The organism is Ruegeria sp. H6, assembly GCF_056532975.1.
Window position 1 is genome coordinate 100,521 of sequence record NZ_JBQFOA010000011.1, and the last position, 15,477, is coordinate 115,997.

Annotated in this window: 17 protein-coding genes; 5 read left to right on the forward strand and 12 right to left on the reverse strand. The window is 58.8% G+C overall.

The window, feature by feature from the left end; all coding sequences use genetic code 11:
- The first annotated feature begins 70 nt into the window (after positions 1 to 70).
- The 4 genes from ACR0AG_RS17025 to ACR0AG_RS17040 are packed head-to-tail and all read left to right on the forward strand — an operon-like array spanning position 71 to position 3,551.
- Positions 71 to 1,276 (forward strand): formate dehydrogenase subunit gamma, encoded by a 1,206-nt coding sequence (locus ACR0AG_RS17025; RefSeq protein WP_480841074.1) that lies wholly within the window; start codon positions 71 to 73, stop codon positions 1,274 to 1,276.
- Positions 1,277 to 2,539, forward strand: coding sequence for a c-type cytochrome (locus ACR0AG_RS17030; protein ID WP_480841076.1), 1,263 nt, complete (start codon positions 1,277 to 1,279; stop codon positions 2,537 to 2,539).
- Positions 2,540 to 2,552: 13 nt separating this feature from the next.
- Positions 2,553 to 2,678 carry a hypothetical protein gene (locus tag ACR0AG_RS17035; RefSeq protein ID WP_480841078.1) on the forward strand — a complete coding sequence of 42 codons (126 nt, stop codon included), beginning with the start codon at positions 2,553 to 2,555 and terminating at the stop codon, positions 2,676 to 2,678.
- Positions 2,679 to 3,551 (forward strand): substrate-binding domain-containing protein, encoded by an 873-nt coding sequence (locus ACR0AG_RS17040; protein WP_480841080.1) that lies wholly within the window; start codon positions 2,679 to 2,681, stop codon positions 3,549 to 3,551.
- A 54-nt stretch (positions 3,552 to 3,605) separates the two neighbouring features.
- Here ACR0AG_RS17040 and ACR0AG_RS17045 read toward each other — a convergent pair whose 3' ends face one another.
- From ACR0AG_RS17045 to ACR0AG_RS17095, 11 genes are all read right to left on the reverse strand, one after another.
- Positions 3,606 to 4,421, reverse strand: a complete 816-nt coding sequence (locus ACR0AG_RS17045; protein ID WP_480841082.1) for an ABC transporter substrate-binding protein — start codon at positions 4,419 to 4,421, stop codon at positions 3,606 to 3,608.
- Between the two features lie 23 nt (positions 4,422 to 4,444).
- Positions 4,445 to 5,179 (reverse strand): ATP-binding cassette domain-containing protein, encoded by a 735-nt coding sequence (locus tag ACR0AG_RS17050; protein WP_480841084.1) that lies wholly within the window; start codon positions 5,177 to 5,179, stop codon positions 4,445 to 4,447.
- Positions 5,172 to 5,885, reverse strand: a complete 714-nt coding sequence (locus ACR0AG_RS17055; RefSeq protein WP_480841086.1) for an ABC transporter permease — start codon at positions 5,883 to 5,885, stop codon at positions 5,172 to 5,174. The genes ACR0AG_RS17050 and ACR0AG_RS17055 overlap by 8 nt, the downstream gene beginning before the upstream one ends.
- 145 nt (positions 5,886 to 6,030) lie before the next feature.
- Entirely contained in the window at positions 6,031 to 7,020 is a 990-nt protein-coding gene (locus tag ACR0AG_RS17060) for an ABC transporter substrate-binding protein (RefSeq protein ID WP_480841088.1), read from the reverse strand.
- Between the two features lie 59 nt (positions 7,021 to 7,079).
- A complete protein-coding gene (locus ACR0AG_RS17065; protein ID WP_480841090.1) occupies positions 7,080 to 7,925 on the reverse strand; it encodes an ABC transporter permease in 846 nt (281 codons plus the stop codon).
- Entirely contained in the window at positions 7,922 to 8,839 is a 918-nt protein-coding gene (locus ACR0AG_RS17070) for an ABC transporter permease subunit (protein WP_480841092.1), read from the reverse strand. Before ACR0AG_RS17070 ends, ACR0AG_RS17065 begins: the two co-directional genes overlap by 4 nt.
- The gene (locus ACR0AG_RS17075) at positions 8,836 to 9,267 is read right to left on the reverse strand and encodes a GNAT family N-acetyltransferase (RefSeq protein WP_480841094.1); all 432 of its coding nucleotides are present in this window, start codon (positions 9,265 to 9,267) and stop codon (positions 8,836 to 8,838) included. The genes ACR0AG_RS17070 and ACR0AG_RS17075 overlap by 4 nt, the downstream gene beginning before the upstream one ends.
- A complete protein-coding gene (locus tag ACR0AG_RS17080) occupies positions 9,267 to 10,058 on the reverse strand; it encodes an ABC transporter ATP-binding protein (RefSeq protein WP_480841096.1) in 792 nt (263 codons plus the stop codon). Before ACR0AG_RS17080 ends, ACR0AG_RS17075 begins: the two co-directional genes overlap by 1 nt.
- Positions 10,055 to 10,549, reverse strand: coding sequence for a DUF4760 domain-containing protein (locus ACR0AG_RS17085; RefSeq protein ID WP_480841098.1), 495 nt, complete (start codon positions 10,547 to 10,549; stop codon positions 10,055 to 10,057). The genes ACR0AG_RS17080 and ACR0AG_RS17085 overlap by 4 nt, the downstream gene beginning before the upstream one ends.
- A gap of 10 nt (positions 10,550 to 10,559) precedes the next feature.
- Complete coding sequence (gene hydA, locus ACR0AG_RS17090; RefSeq protein WP_480841100.1) at positions 10,560 to 12,014, reverse strand: dihydropyrimidinase; 1,455 nt, start codon at positions 12,012 to 12,014, stop codon at positions 10,560 to 10,562.
- Between the two features lie 93 nt (positions 12,015 to 12,107).
- On the reverse strand, positions 12,108 to 13,358 hold the full coding sequence (locus tag ACR0AG_RS17095) for a Zn-dependent hydrolase (protein WP_480841102.1): 1,251 nt from the start codon (positions 13,356 to 13,358) through the stop codon (positions 12,108 to 12,110).
- 163 nt (positions 13,359 to 13,521) lie between these two features.
- Here ACR0AG_RS17095 and ACR0AG_RS17100 point away from each other — a divergent pair, with 163 nt between their 5' ends.
- Complete coding sequence (locus ACR0AG_RS17100) at positions 13,522 to 14,130, forward strand: TetR family transcriptional regulator C-terminal domain-containing protein (RefSeq protein ID WP_480841104.1); 609 nt, start codon at positions 13,522 to 13,524, stop codon at positions 14,128 to 14,130.
- A 33-nt stretch (positions 14,131 to 14,163) separates the two neighbouring features.
- On the opposite strand, the gene preA is transcribed toward ACR0AG_RS17100, so the two are convergent.
- Positions 14,164 to 15,468: an NAD-dependent dihydropyrimidine dehydrogenase subunit PreA gene (gene preA / locus ACR0AG_RS17105; RefSeq protein WP_480841106.1), complete on the reverse strand. Its 1,305-nt coding sequence runs from the start codon at positions 15,466 to 15,468 to the stop codon at positions 14,164 to 14,166.
- Positions 15,469 to 15,477 lie beyond the last annotated feature (9 nt).

The following is a 15,477-nucleotide window of genomic DNA, read 5'->3' on the forward strand; positions in this document are numbered from 1 at the left end:
TGTCTGCATGACAACCAGATGACCCGCCCCGGCGCGGGTCATCTGCCTGGGAATTTTGACCGAGGTTCAGATGTTCCGTCTTCTCTTCGCAGTGCTGCTGACTTTTGCAATGGCCCAATCCGCCGTCGCCCAGTCTGGCGCTTCAGACGCCCCAGCCCCCGTCGACAGATCAGAAACCGGGGGTGCCACCACGCTGGAAGATATCCTGGCGCGGCAAAGGGGCGAAACCGTCGACAACACCTATCGCTCGGACAACACCGGCCAGGGAAATGTCGAAGGCCTGATCGGGCAGTTCGGTACACGCGGCGTGGCCTCCGACAGTGATGTCTATCGCGCACTGCGCTATGGGTCCGCAGACGTTACCGTTTCATCTCAGGGACCCGCGGCCAGCGTTCTGATACAGGATGGCGGTATGTGGTGGTGGGCCTTCCGCACCGGGCCGCTGCGGGAATATGGCACCTACATCATCGCGGGGATGCTGGGCATCATCCTGCTGTTCTTCCTGATCCGCGGCAGAATCCGCATCGACGGAGAGAAATCGGGTCGCACCGTGACCCGCTTTAACGGGTTTGAACGGTTTGGCCACTGGCTTTTCGCCGGATCCTTCATCGTTTTGGGCATAACCGGTCTGCTGACGCTTTATGGTCGCGACTTCCTGATCCCGCTTTTCGGAAAAGAAGGCTTTGCCACCATCGCGCAGGGCTGCAAATGGCTGCACAACAACCTGGCATGGGCCTTTATGCTGGGGCTGATCATCGTCACGGTAAACTGGATCGCGCACAACATACCCAACCGCACTGACCTGAAATGGCTGGCCGCTGGTGGCGGCCTGTTCACCAAGGGCAGTCACCCACCCGCTAAAAAATTCAATGCGGGTCAAAAGATCATCTTCTGGGCCTGTATCTTGCTGGGCCTTTCCATCAGCCTTTCGGGCCTGTCTCTGCTGTTTCCGTTCGAGATGCCGCTGTTTGCCAAAACCTTCTCGATTGCAAATGCAACGGGCATTCCACAAGCGCTTGGCTTGAATCTGCCAGTGCAGATGTCGCCACAAGAGGAAATGCAATACGCACAGGTCTGGCACGTCATGGTGGCCTATGTGTTCATCGCCATCATCGTCGCCCATATCTACTTGGGATCGGTTGGTATGGAAGGCGCGTTTGACGCCATGAGCACCGGTGAGGTCGAAGAGCAATGGGCGCGCGAGCATCACTCGCTGTGGCTGGATGAAGTTCAGGAAAAAGAGGCCAGCAAGGCAGCGGCCTCGCCCGCCGAGTAAATGCGCTCTCTTGTTCTGGCCCTGACCCTGCTGGCGCTGCCTGCCTGGGCCGAGTTCTACACGTTGAAAGGGCATGGCGGGCCAATCATGGGCATCGCGACCGCGCAGGACGGCCGGATCGCAACCGCCAGTTTTGACAATTCGGTAGGGCTGTGGTCGAACCAGCGCCCGGAATGGCTCGATGGTCACGAGGCCGCCGTGAACGCCGTGGCCTTCAACGGGCGCGCGCTTTATTCCGCCGGGGATGATTTCACCCTGCGCCGCTGGCCGGGGGGTGACGTGATCGGTCGGCACAAGGGCAAGATCGTCGGCATTGCGATCTCACAATCCCATGTGGCAACCGCCAGTTGGGACGGCACCATCGGGCTGTGGCCCCAAGACGGGTCCGAGCCGCGTTTCCTGGGCCCGACCGGCAGCGGCGTGAATGCGGTCACCTTTTCCCCTGACGGAGATTATCTGTATTCCGCCGGTGTCGACGGAACGTTGCGACGCTGGGATGTGGCGACCGGGCAGGAAATCGACCGGCTGGTCGAGCACGGGTTTGGCATCAACGAAATGGTTCTGAATGCCCCCGACAACTGGCTCGCTTACGGGGCCGTGGATGGCGTTACGCGCATCCTCGATCTGGACACGCGGGAAGAGCGGGATTTTACGCTGGATCGCCGCCCTATCTTGGCCCTCGCGCTCAACCCGGATCGCAGCCTGCTGGCCGTCGGGGATGGCGAGGGATACATCATGGTGATCGATACCGTCGATTGGCGCATCGCGCAGGATTTTCGCGCCACACTGCGCGGACCGGTCTGGGCGCTGGCCTTTTCACCGGATGGCGAAAACATTCATGCAGGTGGCATTGATGAGGCGATGTACAGCTGGCCGGTGGCGGCGCTGTCGGATCAGGAGCAAATGGCCAATGCCGAACCCAGTTTTTTGAAAGACCCGCAAGAGATGGACAATGGTGAACGCCAGTTTGCCCGCAAATGTTCAATCTGCCACAGCCTGACCCCCGATGGCCAAAGACGCGCAGGGCCGACGCTGCACAGGATTTTCGGGCGGCAGGCCGGTTCGCTTGAGGGATATTTCTACTCGGAAACCCTGCAAGACTCTGATATCGTTTGGAATGAAGACACAATTGACGCTCTGTTCGATGAAGGGCCGGACCACTATATTCCCGGATCCAAAATGCCGATGCAACGGATCACCGGGACACAGGACAGGGCCGATCTGGTTGCGTTCCTGCGCCGCGCCACCGCATCCGAAGACTGAGCCGGAGGACATGATGAAAGCTTTTCTCGCCGCAGTCGCCGCAATGATCGTCATTACAGTCGCGGCCCCTTTCGCTTTGAACCAGATCGGGTTCAGCGCGGCTGATGCAACTTCCGGTTCGGCCGTGCGCCTCGATTAAATGTCCCAATATCTGACCACCCGTGAACTGGCTGATCTGTTGCGCATCGGCGAGCGCAAGGCTTATGACCTCGCCTCTTCGGGCGAGGTTCCCTGCGTTCGCGCCATGGGCAAATTGCTGTTCCCGAAAGCCGAGATCATCGCCTGGCTGAACGCCTCTCGTTCGGGTCCCCAGGTGGCCGAACCGCCCCTGCCCCCGATTGTGGCCGGCAGTCATGATCCGTTGCTGGATTGGGCGCTTCGCGAAAGCGGTTCGGGTCTGGCAACCTACTATGACGGCTCGTTTGACGGGTTGGACAGGTTGCGGACACGCGGCGCGCTGGCCGCTGCGCTGCATATCCACGAAAGCGAAGGGTTCAATAAAAACACCTTGGTCGAAGCCCTGGGTCAGGCGCCGGTCATCCTTTACGAGGTCGCTCAGCGCCAGCGCGGGCTGTTGATCGGCGCGGGCGTCACCGGGATTTCCGGCTTTGCCGACCTCAAAGGCCGCCGGGTGATTCTGCGCCAGGACAGCGCCGCCAGCCAGCGCCTGTTCGACGCGCAACTGGACGCAATTGGCCTGCAGCGAAGCGATCTGGACACGCTGGGCACCTGTGCGCGCACCGAAGAGGAACTGGCCATCGCCCTGCGCGACGGCAAGGCTGAAGCCGGGTTTGGCCTGGGCGCCATGGCGGGGTTCTTTGGGCTGGGCTTTGTGCCCACCCACACCGAGCGTCTGGACCTAGCGATCTGGCGCCGCGCCTATTTTGACCCGCCGATGCTTGAATTGCTGACGTTTCTGCAAAGCGACCGTTTCGCAACCCGCGCGTCAGAGCTGGGCGGTTACGATCTTTCGAACCTCGGCACCATTCACCACAATGGTGCTAGCGGCTGACGCGCTTCATCTTTTCCCAAATACTCTCACCGAAGGTATTGGCCGCAGGCCAATTTATTGCGCGTTGGGAAAAAACAACTGTTCTCCATCCAACGCATAAGATGCAATCGCCGCCTGACCGTCCGGTCCGATCAGCCAATCAATAAACCTCTGCCCGGCTGCGGCACGCGCGCGCGGATGCTTTTCAGGGTTCACAAGGATGACCCCGTATTGATTGAACAGACGCGGGTCACCTTCAACCATGATTTCCAGATCACCGCGGTTACCGAATGACAACCACGTCGCCCGATCGGTCAGAGTGTACGCGTTCATCCCGCTGGCCACGTTCAGCGTGGCGCCCATACCCGAGCCGGTTTCCCGGTACCAACTGCCCGAGGCAGACTTGAGATCCACGTCTGTTTTTGCCCAATGCGCCATCTCGGCCTTGTGCGTGCCACTGTCATCTCCACGAGAGGCAAACGGGACCTGCGCCGCAGCAAGGGCCTCGAACGCGGCCACGATATCCTGCCCGCCTTTCACCTTGGCCGGGTCCTGCTTGGGGCCCACAAGAACAAAATCATTGTACATCACATCGAACCGCTGAACCCCCCAGCCGTCTTTGACGAATTGCTCTTCTGCAGGTCTGGAATGAACCAAAAGCACGTCCCCGTCGCCATTGATGGCGTTTCGGATCGCCTGACCGGTACCAACCGCGACGACGCGGACATCGATGCCCGTCTCAGCCTCGAATCCTGGCAGGATATAATCCAGCAAACCCGAATTCTGCGTCGAGGTCGTGGATTGAACGATGATAAAGGGCTCTTCCGCGATCCCTTTGACCGGGCTCAAGCCAAGTGCCACCACCAATGCGCCAAGCGCTGCGCGGATCATATCTGCTCTCCGTTTTCTTTGAATTAAGCCACCAGCCCACCGGCCAGAAATCTTTGTGTTGCGCGGTCTTGCGGCTGGTCCAGAATCTGTCGGGCGGCTCCGTGTTCGTTGATCCGTCCGCCATGCATCACGACGATATCCGCCGCCAGACGACGCGCCTGCCCGACGTCATGCGTCACCATCACGATGCGCACACCGTTATCCGAGGCGCGCAGGATCATCCGCTCGATCGCCTGCGTGGCACCGGGGTCCAGCGCACTGGTCGGCTCATCCATGAACAGAGTATCAGGGTCACTGGCCAAAGCGCGTAGAATGGCGAGACGTTGCGCCTCACCACCGGACAGGGACCGCGCTGATTGACGTGCCTTGCCTTCCAGCCCACCTTCGGCCAAGAAGTCGGCGATCCTGGTCTTGCGCGCCTCGCGGCTCAAGCCGTTTCGTTTCAGCACAAAATCCAGATTGGCAGCCACCGAGCGGCGCAGCAGCACCGGACGTTGAAACACCATCGCCTGCTTGGCCCGGTGTTCCGCGTTCTGAAGGGTTCCATCGTGCAGAACCTCCCCGTGATCCGGGACAATCAGCCCGTGCAGACACCGCAGCAACAGGCTTTTGCCCGCACCGTTGGGGCCCAGTACCACAGTTGGTCCGGCCCCATCCAATGACAGGCGCGCTACATCCAGCAGGGTCTTGCCTTCTCCGGTCAATCGCAGATCGTGCACTTCGATCTTGGCCGGGATCGAGGTGGAAAAGTCACGCATGTCGCAACCCCTCCTGCTCGGCCCGCAAGGTCAGCGCGCTAACCATCGCGTTCACAGCGACGGCAATGGCAATCAGGATCGCACCCAGCGCCAGGGCGAGCGCCAGGTTGCCCTTGGACGTCTCCAGCGCAATGGTGGTTGTCATGACGCGTGTGACATGGTTGATGTTGCCGCCCACAATTATGACCGCGCCCACTTCGGCGATGGCGCGCCCGAACCCCGCCAACAGCGCCGTCACCAGCGCCAGTCGCGCATCCCACAACAGCACCGGAACCGAGGCCAACCGCGAGACACCCAGCGACCGCAGTTGTTCGGCATATTCCTCGGCCAGAGTTTCGACCACTTGACGGGTCAGCGCGGCAATGATCGGTGTAACCAGAACCACCTGCGCAATGATCATGGCCGTCGGGGTATAGAGCAATTCCAACACGCCCAGCGGGCCAGAGCGTGACAGCATCAGATAAACCAGAAGCCCAACAACAACCGGCGGCAGACCCATCAACGCGTTGATCAGGACAATCAGCATCCGCCGACCGGGGAACCGTGCGACCGCCAATGCGGCCCCAATCGGCATCGCGATAAGGGCCGAGATGAGAACCGCCATCACAGACACACGCAAAGACAACAGGACAATGGCCCAAAGCTCGGCGTCGCCGCCAAGAATCAGGCGCATTGCCATGTTGAATTCTACTGCAAATGACTGCATTTCATTTCCAAATTCATGGATTTCTCATATTTTGCAATGAATTGCTATCCATTTCCAGACCAAATCCGTACACATGTGAGTGACCCGAAACAAAAAAACGCGGCCCCGTCCGGGACCGCGTTTGTCTTTGAATTTTCAGGCTGGGTTAGTTCAGCGCAGCATCCGTGATCTGATGTGTCCAGGCGCCTTCAGGCTGCGCCGTGATCACAGGATCAGAGCCCCCGGCCAGCAATGTACCGACGGTGCGCTCAAAGTCAGCAGGGTCCAGGGCCCCGTTCGACCCGGCGGTCAGCTTGGCGATCTCACCCATCATGCGCTTTTGATGCTCTTCGGTCTGTGCACCGGTGGCATCGTTTTCCAGCACGATATCCGCGGCCTCATCCGGGTGTTCTTCGGCGTATTTCCAACCTTTCATCGAGGCCCGCACGAACCGTTCCATCTTGTCGGTGAATGCGGCATCGCTCAGGTTTTCTTCCAGAACATAAAGACCGTCCTCAAGCGTTGCGACGCCCTGATCTTCGTATTTGAAGGTCACCAGCTCGTCCGGGCTGACGCCAGCGTCAATGACCTGCCAGTATTCATTGTAGGTCATCGTGCTGATGCAATCGGCCTGACGCTGCAACAGCGGGTCAACATTGAAGCCCTGTTTCAGAACCTCGACACCGTTTTCGCTTTTGCCGCCGGTGTCGATGCCAAGCTGGCTCATCCAGCTCATGAACGGGAATTCATTGCCAAAGAACCAAACGCCAAGGGTCCGGTTTTTCAGGTCCTCAGGCGACGCGATGCCTGCGTCCTTCCAGCAGGTCAGCATCATGCCTGAGCTTTTGAAAGGTTGCGCGATGTTCACCAACGGCAGGCCCTTTTCGCGGGCGGCCAGCGCGGCGGGCATCCATTCCACCGTGACATCCGCACCACCGCCAGCAATCACCTGAGTTGGCGCGATGTCCGGGCCGCCGGGTAGGATCGTAACGTCCAGCCCCTCTTCTTCATAAAAACCTTTGTCCTTGGCCACATAGTAACCCGCAAACTGCGCCTGCGTGACCCATTTGAGCTGCAACGTCACCTCATCCGCCGCCAAGGCTGCGCTGGCTGCCAAACTAAAGGCGGCAACCGCCCCGCTGAGTAGCTTATTCATCTTCATCTCTCCTAGTTTCTAGTTGTGCCCCTTTTCCGGGGTCTGTTGCGTTATTCCTTTTATCCACGCTGGGACGGGTGCCAGAAAGTTACGGCCTTTTCGATCATCGCGACCAGCCCATAAAACGCTGTTCCGGCCAGGGCCGCCACAACGATTTCGGCCCAGACCATATCCAGCGCCAGCTGGCCCACGCTGGTCGAGATCCGAAAACCCATGCCCAAAGTGGGTGAGCCAAAGAACTCGGCCACGATAGCGCCAATCAGCGCCAATGTCGTCGAGATCTTCAACCCGTTGAAGATAAACGGCATCGCCGCTGGTAGACGGAGTTTCAAGAAGCTTTGCCAATAGGTGGCCGCATAGGTCTCCATCAGGTCGCGCTGCATTGTGGTCGCTTCGCGCAGGCCCGAAACCGTGTTCACAAGCATCGGAAAGAAGACCATCACGACAACAACCGCCGCTTTGGAATGCCAATCGAATCCAAACCACATCACCAAAATCGGTGCGGTTCCGACAATGGGCAGAGCGGCCACGAAATTGCCCACCGGCAGCAGACCAAGCCGCAGGAAATCCCAACGGTCGACAGCGATCGCCACCAGAAAGGCCGAGCCGCACCCGATGATATACCCGCTCAGCGCGCCCTTGATGATTGTCTGCACGAAATCGGCCCACAAGACCGGCAGACTGTCGGCAAAACGCGTGATGATGACAGAAGGTGCTGGCAGGATCACCAGTGACACATCCAGCCCGCGCACAACCAGTTCCCACATGCCGACAATTGTCACACCAAAGATCAAAGGCGCCAGAAGGCGCACCATCCGTGTATCGGCCTGCGGACCGCTGGCAAGACGGCCATTCAGCCACCATCCAAAGGCCCAGAGCAGGATCGCGCAAACAACCAAAATCATTGCGTTATCCCCATCCGTTTAAGCACCGACCGCTCGATCACACCCAACAGCCCCACCAGACAGGCTGCCAGAATGGCCGCGGCAAACAACGCAGACCAGATTTGCACTGTCTGCCCATAGTAGCTGCCCGCCAGCAACCGCGCGCCTAGACCCGCCACCGCGCCGGTCGGCAGCTCACCCACGATGGCCCCCACCAGCGATGCCGCGATCCCGATCTTCAGCGAGGTAAAGAGATAGGGCATCGAGGCCGGCAGGCGCAGTTTCCAGAACCCTTGCGCCTTGGAAGCGTTATAGGTCCGCAGCAGGTCCAACTGCATCGCATCCGGGCTGCGCAACCCTTTGACCATGCCGACGACGACCGGGAAAAAGCTGAGGTAAGCCGAGATGATGGCCTTGGGGATGATCCCTTGAATACCGACCGAATACAGCACCACGATGATCATCGGTGCCAGCGCAATGATCGGGATAGTTTGACTGATGATCGCCCATGGCATCACCGACAGATCCATGACCCGGCTGTGCACGATGCCAACGGCCAGCAGGATGCCCAACCCGGTGCCAATCGCGAACCCCAGCATGGTGGCGCTGAGCGTCACCCACGAATGATAGATCAGCGACCGTTTCGACGTGATCTTTTTCTGAACTGTCGTCTCCCACAACTCAGCGGCAACCTGATGCGGGGCCGGTAGGCGCGGTCGTTCTTGCGCCCACGTTGCGGGAATTGCAAAGCTGTTGCGCAGGGTCAGGCCAATCTCGCTCATGTCGCGGCGATCCTTGGCAGAGGGCGGCTGCACTTCGGCACCCGCGCGTTCCTGTTCGGTCAGAACACCTTTGATATTCATCGGAATACAGGCCGCATACCAGAGCACGACTATAGCGGCGATCACGGTGAGGACGGCGATGATCTGCTTCATGCCCGCCACTCCATCCGAATGACGGGAACAGTGTCCGGCGGGGTTGGCGGCTCTGTTCCCGCATCGACAAACCCTTCGCGGCGATAGAACTTCTGCGCCGACCGGTTTGGCACGTGTGTGGTCAGCCAAAGGAAATCGCGCCCCTCTTTGGCCTTGTCCAAAAGGGCTTTGCCGATCCCCTGACCTGTCCGCAGGCAATACAGCGCCCCGACCTTCTGTTCGACGGGATCAAGCGACATGTAGCAATCCACAGGCTCACCAGCGATCCAAATGTCGCGATTGGGAAAGGCGTCACGTATCAGGTCTGCCAGTTTGGACTCTGGCACCTCATCTTCCATCCACTCTGTCTGAGCGGCCCAGGTTGCGATGACCCCCGCGCAGGCCCCAACATCGTCAATGGATGCACGTCTGATGTAGTTGACTGCCATCACATGTCGTCTCCGTGACCTGCCCTCAGACCTTCACGCACCCGATGAGCAACTTCGATGAACTCGGGCGAATCGCGAATGTCCAAGGGCCGCTCTTTCGGCAGCGGGCTGTCGATCACATCGGTAATCCGTCCCGGCCGCGGGCTCATGACAACAATCTTCGTGCTGAGGTAAACGGCCTCGGGAATCGAGTGGGTGACAAAACCGATGGTCTTTTCCGTCCGCGCCCAAAGCGCCAGAAGTTGCTCGTTCAGATGGTCGCGCACAATCTCGTCCAACGCCCCGAAGGGTTCGTCCATCAGCAGGATGTCGGCATCAAAAGCCAACGCCCGCGCAATGCTGGCCCGCTGCTGCATACCGCCTGAAAGCTGCCAGGGGAACTTGCCACCAAATCCTTCAAGATCAACAAGTTCAAGTACTTTCTTGACACGATCTTCCTGATCTGCGGCCGAATACCCCATGATCTCAAGCGGCAGTTTGATGTTCTTGGCGATACTCCGCCAGGGGTACAGCCCGGCGGCCTGAAACACATAGCCATAGGCCCGATTGCGCCGCGCCTCATCCGCGCTCATGCCGTTGACTGTCAGCGTGCCTCCGGTCGGCGTCTCAAGCGCCGCGACACAGCGCAGAAAGGTGGTTTTGCCACACCCCGATGGGCCGATGAAACTGACGAAATCGCCTTTGTTGACGGTCAGGTTCACGTCCTTGAGCGCGTGGACTGGGCCGTCATTGGTTTGGAATGTCAGATCCAGATTGCTAGCCTGAATAACAGCTGTGCCTGCTTCGTTCATATCTCTTTATCCGTTGTCTTCCAGCGGGTCACCATGTGCTCGGTCGCGGAAAAAAGGTTTCCGTTTTTGGCGCGCAGCCGTTCGCCACTGACGAAGTTTTCCAGCCTGTCCCAATCGCGATAAAGCGCGGTGCGCCAGTAGTCGCGCAGGATATCCTCATCAATCGCGCCATGTTTGATCATCCGCGCCATAAGCCCGTAAATACTTAGAATGTAACGCGCTAGTCCGCGTTCCTCACTTTCCAAGTCTCCATATTCATTCATATGCGGACCGGTGAAGAAACGCTGTCGTGCCTCTCGGAACTGAGTGGCCTGGAGCGTTTCGTGAATCACGTGGATGGACTCTCGTAGAAACCGGCGCTCATCCTTGTCCTGACCCCGCGCCTGCAGGCGCATTTGGCGCCATACAAAGGCGGTCGTCACGATCACAGCCAAAGCAGCCAGGATCGCCGCCACATCCGCAGAGATATCCAACCAGAATTCCAAACTCATTGCACCGCGACTAGACCCCTGTCGCCGGAATACCCGACCGTTCGACAGGGCGAGGCGCCGTCAGCTCTTTCCAGGTACTCAGCGCCTTGTTCACATGGCCGTTTGGCTCACGCGCAACAAAGCTACCGTGGCCTTCCTGCGTGCGGATCTCTCCGTCATGCACGGCGACTTGCCCGCGTGTCAGCGTAAAGCGCGGCAGGCCCTTGACCTCCTTGCCCTCAAACACGTTGTAATCGATCGAGGATTGCTGCGTATCGGCGCTGATCGTTTTGGTCTTTTCGGGATCCCAAACCACAAGGTCCGCATCGGCCCCCACCAGGACCGCACCTTTTTTCGGGTAGCAATTCAAGATCTTGGCGATGTTCGTTGATGTGACCGCCACGAACTCATTCGGAGTCAGGCGTCCGGTGTTCACCCCGTGCGTCCACAGCATCGGCATCCGGTCCTCCAACCCGCCGGTCCCGTTCGGGATCTTGGTGAAATCCCCCACGCCATAGCGTTTCTGATCGGTCGTAAAGGCACAATGGTCGGTGGCCACCACGCTTAGCGTCCCCGAATGCAGCCCGTTCCACAGGCTGTCCTGATGCTGCTTGTTGCGGAACGGCGGGCTCATGACGCGGCGTGCGGCGTGGTCCCAATCCTGATGGAAATACTCGCTCTCATCCAAAGTCAGGTGCTGGATCAAAGGCTCACCCCACACCCGCTTGCCATTCATCTTGGCCCGGCGAATGGCCTCGTGCGCCTCTTCACATGAGGTATGCACGACATACAAAGGCACGCCTGCCATATCGGCGATCATGATGGCGCGGTTGGTCGCCTCGCCTTCGACCTGCGGCGGACGGGAATAGGCATGCGCCTCTGGGCCGGTATTGCCCTCAGCCAGCAATTTGGCGCTGAGTTCGGCCACCACATCGCCATTCTCGGCATGCACCATGGCAATCCCGCCCAGCTCGGCCAGACGTTTGAACGAGGCAAACAGCTCATCATCGTTCACCATCAAAGCGCCTTTATAGGCCATGAAATGCTTGAACGTGTTGATCCCGCGCGTCTCGATGACGGTCTTGATGTCATCAAACACTTGCTCCCCCCACCACGTGACGGCCATGTGGAAGGAATAGTCACAATTCGCACGCGTCGACTTGTTGTCCCAGCGCTTCAGGGCATCCAGCAGGCTCTCCCCCGGGTTGGGCAGGGCGAAATCCACCACCATCGTGGTGCCACCCGCCAAGGCGGCGCGTGTTCCGCTTTCGAAATCGTCGCTGGAATAGGTGCCCATGAACGGCATCTCAAGATGGGTATGCGGATCAATCCCACCCGGCATCACATAACAGCCAGTGGCATCCAGCTCCTGATCCCCTTTCAGATCCAGCCCGATCTCGGTGATCACACCGCCTTCAACCATGACATCTGCCTTATAGGACAAATCCGCGGTAACAACGGTTCCGTTCTTGATAACAGTGCTCATTTCAAACTCCCTGTTGCGGTCTACGCCACGTGCTTCTTTTGTTCAAAAATACCCCGGTGGAGTTGCGGCCTGCCGCGACGGGGGCAGCTCCCCCTACTCCACAATCTCCGCCGTCTCGACGACAGCATGAAACAGAACATCCGCCCCGGCGGCGGCCCAGTCTTTGCTGATTTCCTCGGCTTCATTGTGGCTCAACCCGTCTACGCACGGGCACATCACCATCGCGGTCGGTGCCACACGATTGATCCAGCAGGCATCATGACCCGCGCCCGAAATGATATCGGTATGCGAATATCCCAACCGTTCGGCGGCATCGCGCACCGCGGACACACAGCCCTCATCGAATTTCACTGGATCAAACCCGCCCACTTTCTCGAACGCGATCTGCAGGCCCATTTCGTTGACGATATCTTCGGCGGCAACCCGCAGGCGGTTCTCCATATCGGTGATCACATCCAACTCGGGTGAGCGGAAATCGACCGTGAACACCGCCTTGCCCGGGATCACGTTGCGCGAGTTCGGATACACATCGATATGGCCCGCAGCCCCCACGGCATGGGGGGCATGGGACCACGCGATCTCATCCACTTTTTCCAGAATCCGTGCCATCGCCAGACCCGCATTTTTGCGCATCGGCATCGGCGTAGATCCGGTATGGGCGTCCTTGCCAGTCACCGTGATCTGCGTCCAGCTCAAACCCTGACCATGAGTGACAACCCCGATATCCTTGCCTTCGGCCTCCAGGATAGGTCCTTGCTCGATATGCAGTTCGAAAAAGGCGTGCATCTTGCGCGCGCCAACCTCTTCGTCGCCACGCCAGCCGATCCGGGTCAGTTCATCGCCAAATTTCTTCCCTTCGGCATCTTCCCGGTCATAGGCCCAATCTTGCGTGTGCATCCCTGCGAAAACACCCGAAGACAGCATCGCAGGCGCATAGCGTGTGCCTTCTTCGTTGGTCCAGTTGGTCGCCACAATCGGGTGTTTGGTCTTGATGCCTAAATCATTGAGCGTGCGAATAATTTCCAACCCGCCAAGCACTCCGAGCACACCGTCATATTTCCCGCCGGTTGGCTGTGTATCCAGATGCGATCCGACATAGACGGGCAATGCGTCGGGGTCGGTGCCTTCACGGTGCGCAAACATGTTGCCCATCTGGTCCAGCCCCATGCTGCATCCGGCATCCTCGCACCATTTCTGGAACAATGCCCGCCCTTCGGCATCTTCATCTGTCAGCGTTTGTCGGTTGCTGCCCCCTGCCACACCGGGCCCGATCTTGGCCATCTCCATCAGGCTATCCCAAAGCCTGTCCCCATTGATCCTGAGATTCTGCGCCGGAGCTGCCATTTTCTTCCCCTGTTGCTAGCGATTTGGCTCGCATTGTTGGCCTTGATTTGACCATCTGGTAAAAACCACGCTATCACGGGTTCAACACCAGTCAAGAAATTGAATGGCACATTCGCAATTTTCGACTAAATTCGTATTACGACGGCGCAAAAAGAGACATCCAATGCCCAATGACCGTGCGCCTACGCGTATCCAGAAAAAGAACCGAGCAGCGATTCTGGAAGCGGCGCTGAATGTATTCTCAGCACATGGCTTTCGCGGTGCAACCGTCGATCAGATCGCAACCGAGGCCGGACTGAGCAAACCGAACCTGTTGTATTACTTTCCCTCCAAAGAAGCGATCCATACGGCACTACTTTCGCAGCTCTTGGATGTTTGGCTGGCCCCACTGCGTGAGCTGGACGAAAACGGCGATCCGCTGCAAGAAATCCAGACATATATTCACCGCAAACTGCAGATGAGCCGCGACCTGCCGCGCGAAAGCCGTCTGTTTGCCAACGAAATCGTTCAAGGGGCCCCGCGCATCCACGATGCGCTGTCCGTCGATCTCAAAACGCTAGTCGATGAAAAGATCGGTGTGATCTCAAAATGGATGGATCAGGACAAAATTGCCCGCGTACACCCCTATCATCTGGTGTTTTCGATCTGGGCGCTGACACAGCACTATGCCGATTTCGACGTTCAAGTGCGCGCCATTCTGGGCGAAGAGGACCCGTTCGAGGGGGCCGAGACCTTTATCGACACGCTCTATCGCAAGTTACTTGCGCCATAGAAAAGGGCCGCATAGCGGCCCTGATCTGTTTCCTCACTCGGCGGCGCGCGCCATCGGATTGTTGGGATGGCTCGTCCAGTTGGCATATTCCGGATCAACCGTCTTGCCGGTGCGAGGATCAACCTCGCCCGCGGCCATCTGCACCATCGAAATACAATTCTCGACCGGGCAGACATCGACGCACAGGTTGCAGGCAACACATTCCTCATCGATCACCTCGAACACGCGGTCATCCGACATCGAGATCGCCTGGTGGCTGGTATCTTCGCACGCCGCATAGCAACGCCCGCATTTGATGCACTGATCCTGATCGATTTTGGCTTTGGCAATGTAGTTCAGGTTCAGATATTGCCAATCGGTGACATTTGGCACGGCGCGCCCGATCACCTCATCGATGCTGCTGTATCCTTTTTCGTCCATCCATTCGGACAGGCCCGCCGTCAATTCATCGATGATCTTGAACCCATAGGTCATCGCAGCCGTACAGACCTGAACCGTGCCACACCCCAGCGAGATGAACTCGGCCGCGTCGCGCCACGTGGTCACGCCACCGATGCCCGAAATGGGCAGTCCGCGCGTGGCCTCGGCCCGTGCAATTTCGGACACCATCGACAGGGCAATCGGCTTGACCGCCGGACCGCAATAGCCGCCATGGCTGCCCTTGCCGTCAATCGACGGTTCCGGGCTGAACGTGTCCAGATTGACACTGGTAATCGAGTTAATCGTATTGATCAGCGACACCGCATCCGCGCCGCCATTTTTGGCCGCCGCCGCTGGCTTGCGGATATCGGTTATGTTGGGTGTCAGCTTCACGATGACCGGGCGGTCATAGTATTGCTTGCACCAGCGGGTCACCATTTCGATATATTCCGGCACCTGCCCCACGGCAGATCCCATGCCACGCTCGCTCATACCATGCGGGCAGCCAAAGTTCAGTTCGATACCGTCAGCACCCGTTTCCATCACGCGCGGCAGGATGGCTTTCCACGCCTCTTCCTCACACGGCACCATAAGTGACGCGATCAGCGCGCGGTCCGGGAAATCCGATTTGACCCGGGCCATTTCCTCAAGGTTCACCTCAAGCGGCCGGTCGGTAATCAATTCGATATTGTTGAGCCCCAACAGCCGCCGATCAGCGCCATAGATTGCGCCATAGCGCGGGCCGTTGACATTGACCACCGGCGGGCCTTCGGCCCCCAGCGTTTTCCACACCACACCGCCCCATCCGGCCTCGAATGCGCGGCGCACGTTGTATTCCTTGTCCGTCGGCGGCGCCGAGGCCAGCCAATACGGGTTCGGGCTTGAGACACCCAGAAAGTTCGTCGTCAAATCAGCCATTTATCCGGC

Excerpts from the sequence above, each read along its gene's own strand:
- ACR0AG_RS17065 (WP_480841090.1), bottom strand. The coding sequence starts at position 7,925 with ATGATTTTGGTTGTTTGCGCGATCCTGCTCTGGGCCTTTGGATGGTGG.
- ACR0AG_RS17085 (WP_480841098.1), bottom strand. The coding sequence starts at position 10,549 with ATGAGTTTGGAATTCTGGTTGGATATCTCTGCGGATGTGGCGGCGATC.
- ACR0AG_RS17030 (WP_480841076.1), top strand. The coding sequence starts at position 1,277 with ATGCGCTCTCTTGTTCTGGCCCTGACCCTGCTGGCGCTGCCTGCCTGG.
- preA (WP_480841106.1), bottom strand. The coding sequence starts at position 15,468 with ATGGCTGATTTGACGACGAACTTTCTGGGTGTCTCAAGCCCGAACCCG.
- ACR0AG_RS17095 (WP_480841102.1), bottom strand. The coding sequence starts at position 13,358 with ATGGCAGCTCCGGCGCAGAATCTCAGGATCAATGGGGACAGGCTTTGG.
- ACR0AG_RS17080 (WP_480841096.1), bottom strand. The coding sequence starts at position 10,058 with ATGAACGAAGCAGGCACAGCTGTTATTCAGGCTAGCAATCTGGATCTG.
- ACR0AG_RS17050 (WP_480841084.1), bottom strand. The coding sequence starts at position 5,179 with ATGCGTGACTTTTCCACCTCGATCCCGGCCAAGATCGAAGTGCACGAT.
- hydA (WP_480841100.1), bottom strand. The coding sequence starts at position 12,014 with ATGAGCACTGTTATCAAGAACGGAACCGTTGTTACCGCGGATTTGTCC.
- ACR0AG_RS17060 (WP_480841088.1), bottom strand. The coding sequence starts at position 7,020 with ATGAATAAGCTACTCAGCGGGGCGGTTGCCGCCTTTAGTTTGGCAGCC.
- ACR0AG_RS17055 (WP_480841086.1), bottom strand. The coding sequence starts at position 5,885 with ATGCAGTCATTTGCAGTAGAATTCAACATGGCAATGCGCCTGATTCTT.
- ACR0AG_RS17100 (WP_480841104.1), top strand. The coding sequence starts at position 13,522 with ATGCCCAATGACCGTGCGCCTACGCGTATCCAGAAAAAGAACCGAGCA.
- ACR0AG_RS17075 (WP_480841094.1), bottom strand. The coding sequence starts at position 9,267 with ATGGCAGTCAACTACATCAGACGTGCATCCATTGACGATGTTGGGGCC.
- ACR0AG_RS17070 (WP_480841092.1), bottom strand. The coding sequence starts at position 8,839 with ATGAAGCAGATCATCGCCGTCCTCACCGTGATCGCCGCTATAGTCGTG.
- ACR0AG_RS17040 (WP_480841080.1), top strand. The coding sequence starts at position 2,679 with ATGTCCCAATATCTGACCACCCGTGAACTGGCTGATCTGTTGCGCATC.
- ACR0AG_RS17025 (WP_480841074.1), top strand. The coding sequence starts at position 71 with ATGTTCCGTCTTCTCTTCGCAGTGCTGCTGACTTTTGCAATGGCCCAA.
- ACR0AG_RS17045 (WP_480841082.1), bottom strand. The coding sequence starts at position 4,421 with ATGATCCGCGCAGCGCTTGGCGCATTGGTGGTGGCACTTGGCTTGAGC.
- ACR0AG_RS17035 (WP_480841078.1), top strand. The coding sequence starts at position 2,553 with ATGAAAGCTTTTCTCGCCGCAGTCGCCGCAATGATCGTCATTACAGTC.